Genomic DNA, 16,034 nt, shown 5'->3' on the forward strand with positions numbered 1-16,034 from the left:
CCGCCGGTCGCCGCGCCGCGCAGCACGTCGCGGCGCGCGACCGCCGCGATCACGGGCGGCTCCCCAAATCGCGCAGCAGCGCGTCCCAATAATCGAGCTGCTTCAGGTAGGCGGCGATCGGCACGCGCTCGTCGGTGCCGTGCGCGCGGCCGTCATCGGCCTTCAGCGCCAACGCGCCCGCGCCATATGTCGGGATGCCGGCGGCGCGGAATTCGCGCCCGTCGGTGCCGCCGGACGACATGCTGGGCTTCAGCACGACGCCCGGATAGGTCGCGTCCATCGCCTTCTGCAACCGTGCGAACACCGCCGGATTGACCGGCGATACCGGGCTGGCGACGCCTTCGCCCAGCACGGTGACGGTCAGCTTCGGGTTGGCGATCGTCGCGCCGATCCTTGCACGTGCCGCTTCGACGGTGGTTCCGGGGAAGATGCGGCAATTGACCGTGGCGTTAGCGTTCTGCGGCAATGCGTTGGGCGCGTTGCCGGCCTGGAGCATCGTCGCGACGCAGGTGGTCCACAGGATGTTGGCGTCGCGCGGATATTTCTCCGCGATGGCGCGGGCGGCGGCGTCGCCGGGATTGGCGAGCAGGCGGTTGAGCGCGTCGCCCAGCTCGCCGCCCTTTTCCTTGGCGAGGTCGGCGACCATGATGCGGGTAATGTCGTTGAACTCGACCGGAAACCGCAACCCCTCCAGCTTCACGAGCGCACGGGCAAGGTCGTAGATCGCATTGTCCGGCCCCGGCGCGGAGCTGTGCCCGCCCGGATTGCGCGCGCCGATCACGAAATTGGCATAGGTCTTTTCGGCCGCCTGGATGTTGAAGCGATACTTGCCGTCGGCACCCTGCTGGCCCGATCCCGCGTCCGAGTTCAGCGCATATTCCGCGCGCGCGACCAGCGGGTGCCTGGTCAAGGCGCGTGTCGTCATCATCCCGCTCTCCTCGTCGCCGGAGAAGGCGAGCAGGAGATCGCGCTGCGGCACGAAACCCGATTTCTTGAGGCGGATGAAGCTTGCGACCAGCGCGGTCACGCCCGCCTTGTTGTCGGTCGAGCCGCGGCCGTAGATGTACCCGTCCTTCTCGGTCGGCACATAGGGGTCGGTCGCCCAATTCTCCTTCAGCGCGTCGACCACGTCCATGTGGCCGAGGAAGGCGATCGGCTTCGCTTTGGGATCACGCCCGGCGTAGCGCACGACGAGACCCGCGGTCTTCTCGCCGTCGATCTCGACCGGGACGGAAACGATCTCGTCATCGCGAAAGCCGGCGGCGCGCAGCCGCACGGCGAACCGCTCGATCAGCACCGGCACCTGCCCGCGGCCCTTGGCCGTCGGCGTCGCGATCGCTTCCTCCAGCATCTGCCGCGCCATCGCGCGATCCGCATCGGTGACCGGAGCGGCGATCGCCGGAACCGCGGACGCCAAAAGGGCCGCTGCTGCGACCCCGCCAAACCAACGCATCATCATCCACCCCTTGCCAAAAAAAGGGCCGGGAGCGCGCATGCGGCGCCCCCGGCAAGGTTCCGGCCCTAGAAGCCGGCAGTCACGCCCAGGAACAGGTAACGGCCCGCCGCATCGTAGAATTGCGGATAGGTGTTGCCATTGCCGCCGTCCTCGATCGCCGCGGTGGTGGTCAGCGGCGGGTTGTTGTCGAACAGGTTGTTCACGCCGGCGCGGAAGGTGAGGTCCTTGCGCACCTCGAACGAGGCGGCGAGATCGAAGTAACTGCGCGAGCCGAGTTCGCGGTTCACGCCCGAGAAGCTGCCGGTCAACGCCGGCTGGTCGCTGGTCTGGGCGATCTGCACCGACGAGACGTAGCGCCAAGTGCCCGTCAGGCCGAAGCGCTCCGTCGGCGCCCAGGTCGTCATGAACTTGTGCCGCCATTCCGGCCGCGGACGGCCGCACAGGCCGGCGTAGAGACCCTTGCATTCATAGATGTCGCTGGTCGGCGAGTCGGGCAGCGGCACCGTCCGGTACGAGTCGAGATAGGTGCCGACCAGGTTGAAGTTCACGCGGCCGCCGCCGATCCCGAGATCGTCCAGGTTCATGCGATAATCGACGGCGACGTCCACGCCCTTGGTCTGCAACGATCCGGTATTGACGTTGAAGCGGCGGAAGAAGCCGTTCTCACCCTGCCACAACGATCCGCTGCCCGGGCTGCGCTGGATAAGGCCGCAGAAATAGGGGTCGCCGCTGTTGAGGCAGTTGGGAAGCGCCAGGTTCGGGTTGACGCTGCCGACCAGCCCCTCGACCTTGATGTCGAAATAGTCGAGCGAGATGGTGAGGCCCGGCATGAAGCGCGGCTCGAACACCGCGCCGAGCGACAGGGTCTTCGCGGTTTCCGGCCGGAGACCGGGATTGCCGCCGATCAGCGAGTTGAACTGGCCCGCGGGATTGTCGACGATGTTGCCGTATTGCGCCGCGGTCACGCCGGTGCGCGCGCATTGCACGAGGCTGGCGATCGGCGTCGCGCCCGAGCAGGGATCGTACGATCCATCGGCGTTCTCGGTCAGTTCGACCTCGAACAATTGCTGACTGGAGAACAGCTCGATGACGTTGGGCGCGCGGACGGCGCGCTGGTACGATCCGCGGAAGCGGAAATCGCGGACCGGCGACCAGTTCAGGCCAAGCTTGTACGTGTCGGTCTTGAACCCGCTGTCATAGTCGGAATAGCGATACGCCCCCTCGAACGACACGTTCTGGAAGAAGGGGACGTCCTCGATCAGCGGCACGTTCAGCTCGCCGAAGAATTCCTTCACCTCGATCGCACCGTTGATCGGCAGTTCCGGGCTGGCGGCGGCCTGATAGATTTCGTCCGGCTGGTAATCGACCGAATTCTTGCGGAATTCATAGCCGAACGCCACGGCGACGCCGTTCTTGGCGAAGGGCGAGGTGAAGCCCCATTCCCCCAGGTTGCCGTCGATCGCGGCGACCACGTTGACCAGGTTGGTATCGCCGGTGATCGACTTGAACTCGGCGACATAGTCGGTCGCCGCCTGGCTTGCCTGCGGGCCGAAATAGTCGAGCGGGGAGCAGCGCGCGTCGTTGTTGTTGGGGTTCGCGTCGGCGTTGATCGCGCAGACGATCTGCCCGGCCGAGTTGCGGACCGCGTTGAACGCGTTGGCGGTCCGTTGCCGGTTCGCATCGCCCGTGAAACGGCTGCGATAGCTGACCTTGGAATACAGGCCGTACACATCGTATCGGAACGGCCCGGCGATCTCGCCCCGCGCGCCCACCACGACGCGGTAGCTCTGGTGCTGGATGTCATCCTGGCGCGCGCCGCCCTCGACGTTGCGGCGCGCGACCAGCACGCCCTGCGCCACCGACTGCGGGCCGGCGTAATTGCCGGCCGCGTCGTACCTGCTGCCGGTCGACAGCCCGCGGCTGGTGCACAGGAAATTCGCCTGCTGCGCGCTGAGGAACGGGTTGTCGCAATTGATGCCGCTGATGCTGCCCGCACCGACCGTGATGCCGGCGCTGTTGGTGCCCGGCGCGATCTGCGCGACCGAGCGATCCTCCATGAACGACGCTTCGAGGTAGGGGACGAAGTTATCGTTCACCTCGTAATGCGCCATCGCACCGAGCGCGTAGCGCTCGTCGGGGCGCTGGTAATAGTTGAACGGCGCGAAATTGTAGGTCTGCGAGCCGGCGACGAACTGCCCGTCGTTGGTGACGCGGAACGAGGTCGGCAGGCCCGAAATCCCGCCGGCGTTGGTGAGGTTGGCGGGCGCATTGGTGCCCGAACCGCTGCACGAGAATTCGTTGCCGCCGGTGCCCGTCGCGCCGAGCGCGCAGGCGCTGTAGTCATAGTCGCGCTGGAGGATCGGGTTCACCTTGCGATAGGTCGCATAGGCGGTGACGTTCCCGCGGTTGTCGCCGATATTGCCGCCGACCACCGCCGACACTTCGGTCGTGAACCCGGTCCACACGGACTTGTCCGGCGTGAGATACGCGCCCGGCACGCGCGCGTTGTTGCGATCGAGCAGATCGCGCAGGTCGTCGCTGTCGTTGGTGTGCTGGAAGCCCGCGATGTTGCCGGTGAAACGGATGCCGCTGAAATTGTCCATCAGCTTGAAGTTGACGACGCCCGCGATCGCATCCGACCCGTATACGGCCGACGCGCCGCCGGTCAGCACCTCGACCGACTGGATCAGCGGGGTCGGCACCTGGTTCAGGTCGGACGGAATATTCTTGGGCGAACCGTAGGGCAGGCGGCGACCGTTGATGAGCACCAGCGTGCGCGACGGGCTGAGACCGCGAAGATCGACCTGCGCGGTGCCCGTCGCCTCGTTGGAATTGGCCGCGCCCTGCGCCGCGAACACCTGCGGCAACTGGTTCACGAGATCCTCGGTACGCACCGTGCCGCGGATGGCGAATTCCTCGCCCGACACGGTCGTGACGGGGCTGACGCTCTCCAGGTTGGGCGAGCGCAGGCGCGATCCCGTGACGACGATGTCGCCGCCGTCGGCCGCGCCGGCATCGGCCGCGTCGGTGACGCTGTCCTGCGCCTGTGCGGGTAGTGCGACGACGGCAAACGCGACGGCGGTGCCTAGCAAGAATGTACGCAATGACGCCCTGGTGGACATGGTCGAACTCCCTGATGGTTGTCGGTTGTTATTGTCGGTCCGCGCCGGACATCCCCATGCCCGGCGCAGCCGATCGGTTATTTGTATCGCCAGCTGGTCAGGTCGGCGCCCTTGGGGGCGGCGGCCTCGATCCGCTGCATGATCTTGGGCACGTACATCCAGTTGTAGCGCAGCCGCCCGACGGAATTGGGCTGCGTCGGATCGCCGTTCCAGCAATGCTCGTCGCGATCGCCGTAAAGGATCTCGCCACCGTAAGCCGGCTTCGCCTTCTTGAGGAAGTCCTCCATCAGGTAGACGGCGTTGTTGAGGTAGAAATTGTCCATGTCGCCGACATAGATGTGGATCTTGCCCTTGAGTTTGGGGGCGAGCTTCTGCCAGTCTCGCTCCAGGATATGGCGCAGGTCGTAATTGTCGCGCCAGTAGGTGGCGACCTTGGGATCGATCACGCCGGTGGCCTTGTCCCAGATGCGCTGCGGATATCCGTCCTGGCCCATCGGCGAATACACCGCTTCCCAGACGTCCCACTGGCCACCCGAGCGCGTCTTGTCGCCGAGCACCGCTTCCCAGCGGTTCTCATCCTCGATCGTCTGGGACAGGTGGCCCAGGTAATCGCGCTTGCCCGGCTTCGCCACGCGACCGAACGGGCCGGTCCAGAAATAGGCGTTCTTGTCCTTGTAGATGTCGGTGACCATCGTCTGCCGGAAATCGATCGGATCCGGGCAGGCGGCGAAGGCGCCGTTATACTGGTCGGGATAGAAAACCTGCGCCGCCAGCGCTTCCCATCCGCCGGTCGATCCGCCGTAGAGGAAGCGCGCCCACCCCTGGCCCAACCCGCGGAACTTCTTTTCCAGCGCCGGGATGAAATCATAGGTGATCGCATCGCCATACGGGCCGATGTTGGCCGAGTTCACCGCATAGCTGTCGTCGTAATACGGATTGGAATGGTCGATCTCGACGATCAGCATGCGCGGGAAATCGGGCGAGACCCACTTCTGGTAGAAGCCATACGCCTCCTGCTGCTCGGTGCGCGCGTAGCAGGTTTCGTTGATGAAACGCTTGTTGGGCGTACACTTGATGTCTGCGTCGGGCGGCGTGGTGCGGAAGCCGCCGAAATCGTCGGGGAAATGCCCGTGGAAAATGGCGAGCGGATATTTGGCCTCGGGGTGCTTGTCGAAATCCTTCGGCACCAGCACGTGACCGCGGATGAAGACGTCGCGGCCCCAGAACTTGGACAGCCGATCCGACTTGATCTTGAAGTGGCGGATGAACTCGCTGTCCTTGGGCTCCTCGACCGGCGGCAGCACCTCGCTCAACGCGATCCCGATCTCGCCCGGCTTCTTCGGGTCGAAGGTGACCTTGAACGGCTTGCTGATGAGGTTGCCCGGCTCCTTGCGCCAGTTCTGCCCCGCGCCGCGCGCGGCGGGCAGCTTCACGACCTTGCCGTTGCCAAGCCGGAAGGTGTCGTATTTGTGGAGCACCGCCTGCACCGAATAGGTGCCGGCGGGCACGTCACTCAGTTTGCGTCCGGGATAGCCGGGTACGTCGTCGCCGATCACCCGCGCCTCACCCGCGCGGAAATCCTGGACGGGGATGCCGAAGATCTGCGCGCCCTCGTAGCTGGCGTCGACCTGATCCCGCGGCGCGCTCTTGTCGTCGGCGGCGAGGATCAGGATCAACCGGCCCTCGTACGACGAACCGGGCGTTGCCGGCGCCGACATCGTGACCCGAAAAGTCTCTGCCTGAAGCGCAGGCGCCCCTGTTGTCAGCGCCGCGATTGCAGCGCCGACCGCGAACCTCATCCGCATGGTCTATTCCCCTTTTTCGACCGCAGGTTACCTGCTGTGTCGCACCACGAAAGTCGTCCCAACCGCGACGCTTGTCAATCACATTCTGGTCGCATAGCGAACGCATGTTGCCATATCGAACAGATTTGGTGGGGGTAGGGGATGTGTGCCAGTGTGTGCGAAACCGGTGCGTGCCTTGCAGTGTATCGTGGTTCCGTTTTCGTCGGCGGGCGTCTAGCTAGGGAAGCCGCGATCCCGCGAGGAAGAATATAATGTCTGAAAAATCACGTAATTCCATACGGGATGGCAACCCGGAAGAAATCGTGGACGATGCGGATGACGGCGACCGCGATTATGTCGCGTCGCTGGCGCGTGGGCTGGAGGTGATATGCGCCTTTACCCGCGACAAGCCGTCGATGACGTTGAGCGACGTCGCCAAAGTCACCGGCATGTCGCGTGCGACGGTTCGGCGGCTCTTGCTGACGCTGGTGCGAGAGGGTTACGCCGAGAAACGTGACCGCGATTTCTCGCTTCGCCCGAAAGTTCTGCAACTCGGTTATTCGGCGCTGTCCTCCGTCGGCATGCTCGACATCGTTCAGCCGGTCATGAACGCCTTGTCGCAGCGAACGCAGGAATCGATCTACGCGGCGGTATTGACCGGTGACGACGTGACCTATCTCGCGCGGTCGACGCCGGATCGCGTCATCGCCGTCAGTATCAACATCGGAAATCGCCTCCCCGCTTATGCCGTCTCGACGGGACGCGTGCTGCTTGCGGGAGAGAGCGACGAGGCGCTGCGTCACTACTTCAAGCGCGTCAGGCTGGAGAAGCACACGGGCAATACGGTCAAGACGATCCAGCAACTCCGGACGATCATCGAGGAAACGCGTGCGTTGGGCTATTCGCTCGTCGACGAGGAGCTCGAGGTCGGCGTGCGCTCCTTGTCCGTTCCCATCCACGATGGGGCCGGCCATGTCATCGCGGCGCTCAACGCTTGCTGCCCGTCGATGCGTTTCCCGATCACGGACATGCGCGAGAAGCTCGTCCCCGAACTGCTCGCCGCGGCGAAAAGCATCAACGAACGCTTCTCCAGGAGTTAGGGCCGCAAGGATAGGGTTGGCGTACGATTACCCTAGCGAGGTTGCAGCCCGAGGGGCGTGACCGGCGGCCCCACCGCAAGGAAGGGCTGACGGTTCTGCCCCGGTGGCCGCCGCGCCGTACGGTCCGAAGCGTCCGTCCGTCAGTCCGCGTCGTCCGTCGCGACGAACCCCGGCCAGCCGCTCATGTAGCCGATGAAAGCCGTCCCCAGTCCCTCGTCCGCCAGGTGCTGCGCCGTGACCGGAAGCGGCGGCGAGACATAGTCGGGATCGGCCCGGACCCGCGCCGGGAAATCGTGCCGAAGGATCGCCCCGCGACCGATCACCGCAAAATCGCATCCTGCGGCGATCACCGCGCGGGCGTCCGCGCCGCTCATGATCTTGCCCGCGGCGCCCAGCTTCACGTTCCCGCGCGGCAGGTCGGTGAACCAATCGAGCAGCGGTCGCCCCTGATACTCCTCCTCGACGGCCTCCTTCGTGACGTCCCACAGGGACAGGTCGAGATAATCGACGGCGGCCGCACGCAGGAAGATGCCGGCAACGTCGCGGATCTCCCCAAGCTTCAGCCCGAACCGCTCGGGCGACAACCGCAGGCCGATCTGGAAATCCGCGCGGCACGCCGATCGGATGCCGTCGACGATCTCGACGAGCAGCCGCGCGCGATTGTCGAGGTCGCCGCCATAGATGTCGTCGCGCCGGTTGGTATCGGCCGAGAGAAACTGCGTCAGGATATATCCGTGCGCGCCGTGCACCTCGACCCCGTCGAACCCGGCGCTCTCGGCGCGCGTCGCCGCCACGATGAAATCGTCGCGCAGCCGCCGCACCTCGTCGAGCGTCAGCCCGCGCGCGCCGGTTTCCGGATCGTCCGACGGGCACACCGGCGTCCCCACCAGTTCCGCCGGTGAGCGGTTGCCGGCGTGATGCAGCTGCACCGACGAAACCGATCCTTCCGCCCGGATCGCCGCTGCCAGCCGGGTAAGCCCGTCGAGCTGCGCATCGTCGAAGATGCCGAGCTGCCCGGCAAAGCCCTGACCCACCGCCTGAACGTGCGCCGCCGCGGTCATCGTCAGCCCGAAACCACCCGTCGCGCGCTTGACCAGCCAGCGATGTTCATCGTCCGAAAGACGGCCATCGGCATGGCTCTGCTGGTTGGTCAGCGGCGCAAGCATGAAGCGGTTCTTCCACGCCGGCCCATGCGCCAGAGACAAAGGCTCGAACAGACCGGCCATGTCAGACTCTCCCAGTAGCGCACGATTGCAGGATGGGGTGGCCGTGGCCCGACCCTTCGCGATTTGTCAAACCAGGCCGGTTGGGAACGTCAGCCCGCGCCGGATATCCGGGGCATCCGTGGCCTGCCGATCCCGTTCGCTCGTCACCGGATGGGACGTTTGATCTGCCGCCGTCGAACGCGACGGGGTAGATTACTTTTGTCGAGCTTCGCATGGCGTCGCGCGTCGCCGGCTTTAGTCGAAGCCGACGAACACCGCCGCCTCCTCGACCGGCTTGCGCTCCGACACGACCGCATTCGCGGGAAAATCGTCCTCGGGCCAGCCCAGCGCGATGCTCTTCAGGATCACCTGGTCGTCCGCGATCCCGGCATGTTCGCGCACGACCGGCGATTGCATGATCCCCTGGCTGTTGATGACCGCGCCCAGCCCGCGCGACCATGCCGCATTGACCAGTGCGTTGGTGACCGCGCCGCAATCGAACGGCGTATCGTCGCTGCCGTCCAGGATGCGGTCGTAGGTGACGATGATGCACACCGGCGCGTCGAACTGGCGGAAGCCGCGCATGACCCAGTCCTGCCGTTTGTCCTTGTCGTCGCGCGCGATCCCCATCGCGGCGAACAATTGCTTGGCGACCCCCACCTGCCGGTCGCGATGATGGTCGACGAACGCCTCGCCGGTGCGGAACTCGCGCGATTGCGGCACGCCCGCCACCATCCGTTCGGTATTGCCCTGCCGGATCCGGTCCAGCGGTTCGCCGGTCACGACGTAGAAATTCCACGGCTGCGTGTTCATCGACGACGGCGCGCGCATCGCGATCGTCAGGATTTCCTCGATCAGTGCACGCGGTACGGGATCGGGGCGATAGCCGCGGATGCTGCGCCGGCCGAGCATCACGTCGTCGAATTCCATCATCGGCTCCATCCCATGGTCGTCGCAACCGCTTTAGGCCGGACGGCGGGTCGCGACAACCGCCACGCGATCCTGTTGCATATCCCACCAATAACTGTTTGATGGCGACACGTTTGGGGAGAGTGGCGATGGATGACGGTGAAGCGCTTCGTGCATCGATGCCGCCATCGGCCGGGGCGGCGGCGGGGCAGGCGGCGACCTATCCGTCGCCCGCCTATGGCTGGTACGTCGTCGCCGTCCTGACCGTCGCCTATGTCTTCTCCTTCCTCGATCGCCAGATATTGAGCCTGCTGGTCGAACCGATGAAGCGCGACCTAGGCCTGACCGATACGCAGATCAGCCTGTTGCAGGGGCTGGCCTTCGCCCTGTGCAACGTCCTGGTCGGGTTGCCGCTGGGGCGGCTGGTCGATTCGCGGCGGCGCACGTCGCTGGTCGCGGCGGGCATCGCCTTCTGGAGCCTTGCGACCGCGGGGTGCGGGCTGGTGCGCAGCTATCCGGCGCTGCTGCTGCTGCGCATGGGTGTCGGCGCGGGGGAGGCGGTGCTGACGCCGGCGGCAAATTCGCTGATCGGCGACCATTTCCCGCCGCACAAGGTGGGCCTGCCGTTGGCGGTGTACAGTATCGGCATCTTCATCGGCGGCGGCCTCGCGCTCGTGATCGGCGCGACGATCATCGCGGGCGCGCTGCGCTCCGGGCCGCTGCTGCTGCCACTGATCGGTGAGATCCGGCCGTGGCAGACGGTGTTCCTCATCATCGGCTTTCCCGGCCTGCTGGTCGCCGGACTGGCGCTGTCGCTGCGCGAGCCGCGGCGCACGGGCGCGCTGCACCACCGCATCGCGGCGGACGGCACCAGCACGGTCGGCGCGGTGCCGCTGCGCGACGTCGTCGCATACCTGCGCACCAACGCGCGCGCCTTCGTCGGCATCAACCTGTTCATGGGCTTCTCCGCCGTGGCCGGATATGGCGTCGCCGCATGGGTGCCGTCGATGTTCATCCGGCGCCACGGGTGGAGCGCGGTGGAGATCGGCCATACCTACGGCCTGCTGCTGCTGACCTTCGGCACCGCGGGGGTGTTGTGCGGCGGATGGCTGGGCGACGTGATGACGCGGCGGCACGGCGCGGCGGGGCGGTTGCGCGCCGCGGTGGCGGTGAAGCTGCTGACGATCCCCTTCATCGTCGCCTACACGCTCATCCCCGACGGCCGCACCGCGCTGTTCCCGCTGGCGGCGGCGGTGTTCCTGCCGACGTTCCTCAACGGGCTTAGCCCCGCGATCCTGCAACAGATGGTGCCGAACCAGATGCGCGGCACCGCGATCTCCATCTCGCTGCTGGTCATCAACCTGCTCGGCCTCGGCCTCGGCCCGACCTTGATCGCGTTGCTCAACGACCGCGTGTTCCACGATCCGGCGGCGATCCACCATTCGATCCTGATCGTCAGCATCGCGATGGTCACGCTGTCGCTGCTGTGCCTGCTGATCGCCTATCGCCCCTATGTCGCGCTGGTCGACCGGTTGCGTCTCGCCGCCACGCAATGAATGTTCCCGCGCGGCGCCGGTACGGCTATGCCGGGCGCATGGAGCGGGAGGCCCGATGGCGGTGGGACAGGTGAGCGCGGCGGACGCACCGTCGCGCAGCCCGCGCGCGACCCGCGATGCGCGGCAGGCCGACCTGCTGGGCCATGCCGCCGCTGCGATCCTGGAACAGGGTGGGCTGCCGCTGTCGTTCGAGCGATTTTCCCGGCTGGCGGGGGTCAGCAAGGCGCTGATCTACAATTATTTCCCGACACAGGCCGCACTCGGCACCGCCCTGCTCCAGCAGGAGCTGGAGGCGGTCGACCGCGTCGCACTGGCGCAGGCGGCGGCGCTGCCCGATCCGGCGGCCGCGGCGCGCGCGTGCGCCGCTTTCTATTTCGATATCGTCGTCGCGCGCGGGCCGCTGCTCCACCTGCTGCTGGCCGATCCGATCGTGGCGCAGGGGGAGGGGCGCGGCGTCGCGGTGCGCGCGGGCCTGCTCCTTCGCCCGCTGGTCCGCCGCCTGCGCAGCGCGCTGGACCTCACCGCGCGGGAGGCGAATGCGGTCCTGCATTTGTTGATGACCTATCCGGAGGAGGCGGGGCGAAAGGCGTTCCGGGGCGAGGCGAACCGCGCGCTGGCGCGGCAATTGTGCGGGGAGGCGGTGGCGGCGGGGATCGCGGGCCTGTCCGGCGGCGGCGACGATCGCGGGGAGGTGCTGGGCGCCGACCTGCTATGACGCCGCTTTGGCGCCGTGGCGGGCGATCATGTAATCGTTGCCCGCGCCGATCAACGGCACGACCAGCCGTTGCGCGGTGTCCAGGTCGATCTTCCCCCGCGCCAGCAACCGCCCGCCGCGCAGCGACATCGCGGTCAGCATCGCCGCCACCAGGGTGCTGACCCGCGGCGGCACGCCGTACGCCGCCTCGAACACCTCGCCCAGCACCGCGCGATTGGCGTGGCGCCGCTCCTCATGCTCGTCGCGCAGGGCCAGCCGTACCTCCGGTACGGCCAGCAATTGCTGCAACAGCTCGCCGCGCGTCGCCACCTGCCGGAGGTAGGCGATCGTGGTGAGGGTGTAGCGCATCTGCGGATCGGTGCAGTGGCGGCTGGCGGCGAGCCGCGCCTTGTTCATCTCCACCAGTTCGGTGCGCGTCATGGCGACCAGCACGTCCGCGCCGCAGCGATAGTAATTGTAAACTTGCGCCTCGCTGATCCCGATGTCGCGCGCGATCCGCTTCAGCGACATGGCATGGACCCCCTCCGTCCGCACGATCCGTTCCGCCTCGCGCAGGATCTGCGCCTCGCGTTCCCCGCGGGTCAGGCGGTTGCGCGGGCGGCGCGACCGCGCGCGGGCGGGCGTGATCGCGACGTCGGTGGCGATTCCCGGCGGCGCGTCGGGCAGCGGCGTCTGCGGCTGGTCGCGCCCGGCATAGACCTTCGCCCAATATCCGCGCGTCGGATACGGGATCAGCAACCGGTCGCAGATCTTCGCCAGCCCGTTGCCCGACAGCCCCAGGTCCGCCGCCGCGGTCGACATCGGTTGCGACCAGACCAGGTCGTAGATCGCCCGGCGCGACATGACCGCCGCATCTGGATCGGGGGAGGGCGCGGCCGATGGCATCGGACGATCAAACATAACGGTCGCGCTTTGGCAACCGGCGCACTTTGGGTGTTGACGATCCGTCCAGTTAGAATCTACGGAGTGACCAACGCACCAATAATGGGTCGGAATAGGGAAGGATGGCAAGGGGGCTTGTGCGGCGGCGACGCCGTGCGTCGTCCCCGCATATCCGCCACGCCCCGTGACGATCGGCATGGGGAGGTTTTCAATGGGCAGGTACGGCATCGTTCGATTGTTGGCGGGGCTGTCGGCGCTGGCGCTGCCCACCGCGCTCGCGGCGCAGGAAGCGGCCGTCGGGCCGGAAAACCAGGCGCAGGCCGCGGCGGCGACCGACGACCCCGCCGTCGCCACCGCCGGCGACGACGACATCGTCGTGACGGCGCAGCGCCGCGCCGAAAGCGTCCAGCGCGTGCCGATCGCGGTCACCGCGGTGCGCGGCGACGCCCTGCAACGCCTGAACATCACCAGCCCGCAGCAGCTGACGCTGATCGACCCCAGCGTGAAGTACAAGCAGTCGACCAGCGCGGGCAATTCCGGCTTCCTGATCCGCGGCATCGGCACCAGCAGCTTTTCCGCCGGGATCGAGCAGAGCATCTCCACCGTCGTCGACGGCGTCGTGCTGGGCGATCCGTCGACCATCTCCACGCTGGTGGACATCGAGCGGGTGGAGATATTGCGCGGGCCGCAGGGGATGCTGTTCGGCAAGAACGCGTCCGCCGGCCTGGTATCCTTCACCACCGTACGGCCGAAGATCGGCGTGACCGAATTGATCGGCCGGACCGAATTCGGCACCAACGGCCATCATGTCGTGAACCTGATCGCCAACCTTCCCGTCACCGACGACCTCGCTGTGCGCCTCGTCGGCTTCGCGAAGGAGCGCGACGGCGTCGTCATCAACCGCAGCCCGTTCCAGCCGCGCGACGTCGACGGACAGCTGAACTACGGCGGCGGCGTGAAGCTGATGTGGCGGCCGACCGATACCGCCAGCCTGTTCTTCTCCAGCGACTATTCGGAGGTCGGGCGCTTCTGCTGCTCGATGGTGTGGGCGAAGAACGCGCCCGGCTACGCCCCCGCGGTGACGCTGGCGCAATATGGCATCGTCGCGTCGGACCGGAACCGCGAGGTCGCGATCGGGGGCCGCTCCTACGGCTATGCGCATCGCGGCGGTGCGTCGATCGAGGCGAATTTCGAGATCGGCGATTATTCGCTGACGTCGCTCGGCGCCTATCGCCAGTCGTATCGCGAATCCTTCTACGACGGCGACAATACGACCGTGAACTATGTCGATCGCAACGGCGGATCGAACGCGCTGCGCCAGTTGAGCCAGGAATTGCGCCTGACGTCGCCCACCGGCGGCACGATCGATTACGTCGCCGGCCTGTTCTTCTTCGACCAGCGCGCGACCGGCTTCATCGACCAGCAGGGGCGGCTGGAATGGATCGTGCCCGCGTCGAACGGGCAGGTCATCCGCGTAGTGCCGACGCGCCCCGTCGGCACGATCTTCGACGGCAACCTAACCAACCGCGTCCATTCGCGCAGCTACGCCGGCTATGCGCAGGCGAACGTGCATGCCGGCGATCGGCTGAACTTCATCGTCGGCGGCCGGCTGACGCACGACGAGCTGAACCTGAACTACAGCCGCGGCACGATCCCCGGCGCGGTGCCGATCCCCGGCGGCGTGACGCTGTCGCTGCGGCAGGGAATCGACAACACCAATTTCTCCTTCCGCCTCGGCGCGCAATATACCGTGGTGGAGGATGTCATGGCCTATGCCACCGTGTCGCGCGGGTACAAGGGGCCGGGGTTCAGCGGCCTGACCGTCACGAACACCGCGCAGGATCAGAGCGTCGCGCCGGAGATTCCGACGAACTACGAAATCGGCGTGCGCGCCTCGCTGCTCGACCGGCGGCTGACGCTGAACGCCACCTTGTTCAAGACGGAAGTGCGCGATTTCCAGGCGCAGGTCGCCGATTTGTCCAGCGCCAGCTACGCCAACCGCATCACCAACGCCGGATCGCTCGACAGCAAGGGCGTCGAATTCAGCATCGTCGCGCGCCCCACGCCGGAACTGACGCTGAGCGGCGGCGGCGCCTATGTCGATGCACGCTACGGCGAGTTCGAGGGGGTGCAATGCTATTTCGGGCAGCCTAAGGTCGCGCAGGGCGGCCCATGCGTCGCGCCGCCCGCGAACCCCAATTCCATCGACGGCTTCTTCAACGCCGCGGGCCTTCGGCTCGCCGCCGCGCCGAAGTTCAGCTACAATCTGGTCGCCGATTACCAGAAGCTGGTCGGCGCCGGGATGCGCGCGTCGGCGCAGGTGAATTTCAGCGGACAGTCCGACGTCAATTACGCCGCCAACGGCGATCCCGGCACGATCCAGAAGGCGTTCGGCCTGCTCGGCGCCAATATCGGCATCGGGCCCGACGACAACAGCTGGCGCGTGGGCGTGTTCGCGATCAACCTGCTGAACCAGTTCTGGGCGGCACAGAAGAACCCCAGCCCCACGACGACGCTGAATCCCGGCGGCTATCTGCAATATCTCAGCCCCGATTCGGTGCGTACCGTCGGCGCCACGCTCGATTTCCGTTTCTAGGAAGGACCACGCCGATGAAGCTGTACAGCGCGCCGATGCCCGCCCCCAATCCGCGGCGCGTGCGCATGGTCGCCGCGGAAAAGGGGATCGTGCTGGACGAGGTGATGCTCGACCTGCGTCAGCGCGATCACAAGGCGCCGGACCATGTCGCGCGCAACTCGCTGGGGCAGGTGCCGGTGCTGGAAACCGGGGACGGCGTGCTGATTTCGGAAACGATCGCCATCTGTCGCTATCTCGACGCCACGCATCCCGAACCGCCTTTGTTCGGCCGCACGCCCGTGGAGGTCGCGACGATCGACATGTGGGTGCGCCGGGTGGAGATACAGATCGGGGAGCCGGTGAAGATGTTCTGGCGCCACGCCCATCCCGCCACCGCGGCGTTGATCGACCAGCATCAGGCATTCGGCGAATCCAATCGCGCGATCCTGGCGCGGTCGATGGCGTGGCTGGAACGCGAAATGGCGGACGGCCGACCGTTCCTCGTCGGCGACGCGCTTTCCATCGTGGATGTCGCGGCGGTGACGATCCTCGATTTCGCGACGCTGATCGGCATGGCGCCGGTCACGGACGTCCCGTCAATCGCGGCGTGGCACGATCGGATGTCGCAGCGGGACAGCTATCGGGCGTAGAGAAAACCGGACATTCTGAATTATTGCTGATTTTTCAGGACCGTGTGGCGGTACTGTCAGTCTAATGCGAACCGCTCTCT

Annotated in this window: 11 protein-coding genes; 5 read left to right on the plus strand and 6 right to left on the minus strand. The window is 66.5% G+C overall.

The features are described from left to right. Positions 1-49: 49 nt before the first annotated feature. The 3 genes from ASG29_RS04330 to ASG29_RS04340 form a co-directional block, all read right to left on the minus strand. Positions 50-1,495: a M20/M25/M40 family metallo-hydrolase gene (locus ASG29_RS04330; RefSeq protein ID WP_082515602.1), complete on the minus strand. Its 1,446-nt coding sequence runs from the start codon at positions 1,493-1,495 to the stop codon at positions 50-52. A gap of 26 nt (positions 1,496-1,521) precedes the next feature. Further along, positions 1,522-4,548 carry a TonB-dependent receptor domain-containing protein gene (locus tag ASG29_RS04335; RefSeq protein WP_055980522.1) on the minus strand — a complete coding sequence of 1,009 codons (3,027 nt, stop codon included), beginning with the start codon at positions 4,546-4,548 and terminating at the stop codon, positions 1,522-1,524. 107 nt (positions 4,549-4,655) lie between these two features. Further along, positions 4,656-6,296, minus strand: a complete 1,641-nt coding sequence (locus ASG29_RS04340) for a hypothetical protein (protein WP_200932351.1) — start codon at positions 6,294-6,296, stop codon at positions 4,656-4,658. Between the two features lie 338 nt (positions 6,297-6,634). Here ASG29_RS04340 and ASG29_RS04345 point away from each other — a divergent pair, with 338 nt between their 5' ends. Continuing rightward, on the plus strand, positions 6,635-7,462 hold the full coding sequence (locus ASG29_RS04345) for an IclR family transcriptional regulator domain-containing protein (protein ID WP_055980528.1): 828 nt from the start codon (positions 6,635-6,637) through the stop codon (positions 7,460-7,462). A 140-nt stretch (positions 7,463-7,602) separates the two neighbouring features. Here ASG29_RS04345 and ASG29_RS04350 read toward each other — a convergent pair whose 3' ends face one another. Both ASG29_RS04350 and ASG29_RS04355 read right to left on the minus strand, forming a co-directional pair. Beyond that, positions 7,603-8,688 carry an NADH:flavin oxidoreductase gene (locus ASG29_RS04350; protein ID WP_055980531.1) on the minus strand — a complete coding sequence of 362 codons (1,086 nt, stop codon included), beginning with the start codon at positions 8,686-8,688 and terminating at the stop codon, positions 7,603-7,605. Positions 8,689-8,922: 234 nt separating this feature from the next. Beyond that, complete coding sequence (locus ASG29_RS04355) at positions 8,923-9,597, minus strand: nitroreductase (protein ID WP_055980882.1); 675 nt, start codon at positions 9,595-9,597, stop codon at positions 8,923-8,925. Between the two features lie 158 nt (positions 9,598-9,755). Here ASG29_RS04355 and ASG29_RS04360 point away from each other — a divergent pair, with 158 nt between their 5' ends. Together ASG29_RS04360 and ASG29_RS04365 are read left to right on the plus strand one after the other, a co-directional pair. Continuing rightward, a complete protein-coding gene (locus tag ASG29_RS04360; protein ID WP_055980534.1) occupies positions 9,756-11,132 on the plus strand; it encodes an MFS transporter in 1,377 nt (458 codons plus the stop codon). Positions 11,133-11,187: 55 nt separating this feature from the next. Continuing rightward, the gene (locus ASG29_RS04365) at positions 11,188-11,847 is read left to right on the plus strand and encodes a TetR/AcrR family transcriptional regulator (RefSeq protein WP_055980536.1); all 660 of its coding nucleotides are present in this window, start codon (positions 11,188-11,190) and stop codon (positions 11,845-11,847) included. On the opposite strand, the gene ASG29_RS04370 is transcribed toward ASG29_RS04365, so the two are convergent. Continuing rightward, a complete protein-coding gene (locus ASG29_RS04370) occupies positions 11,842-12,732 on the minus strand; it encodes a TetR/AcrR family transcriptional regulator (RefSeq protein ID WP_156457863.1) in 891 nt (296 codons plus the stop codon). The two genes, ASG29_RS04365 and ASG29_RS04370, sit on opposite strands and share 6 nt — an antisense overlap. A gap of 181 nt (positions 12,733-12,913) precedes the next feature. Between ASG29_RS04370 and ASG29_RS04375 the strand changes: the two genes are divergently transcribed. Both ASG29_RS04375 and ASG29_RS04380 read left to right on the plus strand, forming a co-directional pair. Beyond that, the gene (locus ASG29_RS04375) at positions 12,914-15,325 is read left to right on the plus strand and encodes a TonB-dependent receptor (RefSeq protein ID WP_082515605.1); all 2,412 of its coding nucleotides are present in this window, start codon (positions 12,914-12,916) and stop codon (positions 15,323-15,325) included. A 14-nt stretch (positions 15,326-15,339) separates the two neighbouring features. After that, entirely contained in the window at positions 15,340-15,954 is a 615-nt protein-coding gene (locus ASG29_RS04380) for a glutathione S-transferase family protein (RefSeq protein ID WP_055980543.1), read from the plus strand. Positions 15,955-16,034 lie beyond the last annotated feature (80 nt).

The organism is Sphingomonas sp. Leaf412 (genome assembly GCF_001425405.1).
Lineage (GTDB): Bacteria > Pseudomonadota > Alphaproteobacteria > Sphingomonadales > Sphingomonadaceae > Sphingomonas.

Excerpts from the sequence above, each read along its gene's own strand:
- ASG29_RS04330 (WP_082515602.1), bottom strand. The coding sequence starts at position 1,495 with ATGCGCGCTCCCGGCCCTTTTTTTGGCAAGGGGTGGATGATGATGCGT.
- ASG29_RS04340 (WP_200932351.1), bottom strand. The coding sequence starts at position 6,296 with ATGTCGGCGCCGGCAACGCCCGGTTCGTCGTACGAGGGCCGGTTGATC.
- ASG29_RS04345 (WP_055980528.1), top strand. The coding sequence starts at position 6,635 with ATGTCTGAAAAATCACGTAATTCCATACGGGATGGCAACCCGGAAGAA.
- ASG29_RS04350 (WP_055980531.1), bottom strand. The coding sequence starts at position 8,688 with ATGGCCGGTCTGTTCGAGCCTTTGTCTCTGGCGCATGGGCCGGCGTGG.
- ASG29_RS04355 (WP_055980882.1), bottom strand. The coding sequence starts at position 9,597 with ATGGAATTCGACGACGTGATGCTCGGCCGGCGCAGCATCCGCGGCTAT.
- ASG29_RS04360 (WP_055980534.1), top strand. The coding sequence starts at position 9,756 with ATGCCGCCATCGGCCGGGGCGGCGGCGGGGCAGGCGGCGACCTATCCG.
- ASG29_RS04365 (WP_055980536.1), top strand. The coding sequence starts at position 11,188 with ATGGCGGTGGGACAGGTGAGCGCGGCGGACGCACCGTCGCGCAGCCCG.
- ASG29_RS04370 (WP_156457863.1), bottom strand. The coding sequence starts at position 12,732 with ATGCCATCGGCCGCGCCCTCCCCCGATCCAGATGCGGCGGTCATGTCG.
- ASG29_RS04380 (WP_055980543.1), top strand. The coding sequence starts at position 15,340 with ATGAAGCTGTACAGCGCGCCGATGCCCGCCCCCAATCCGCGGCGCGTG.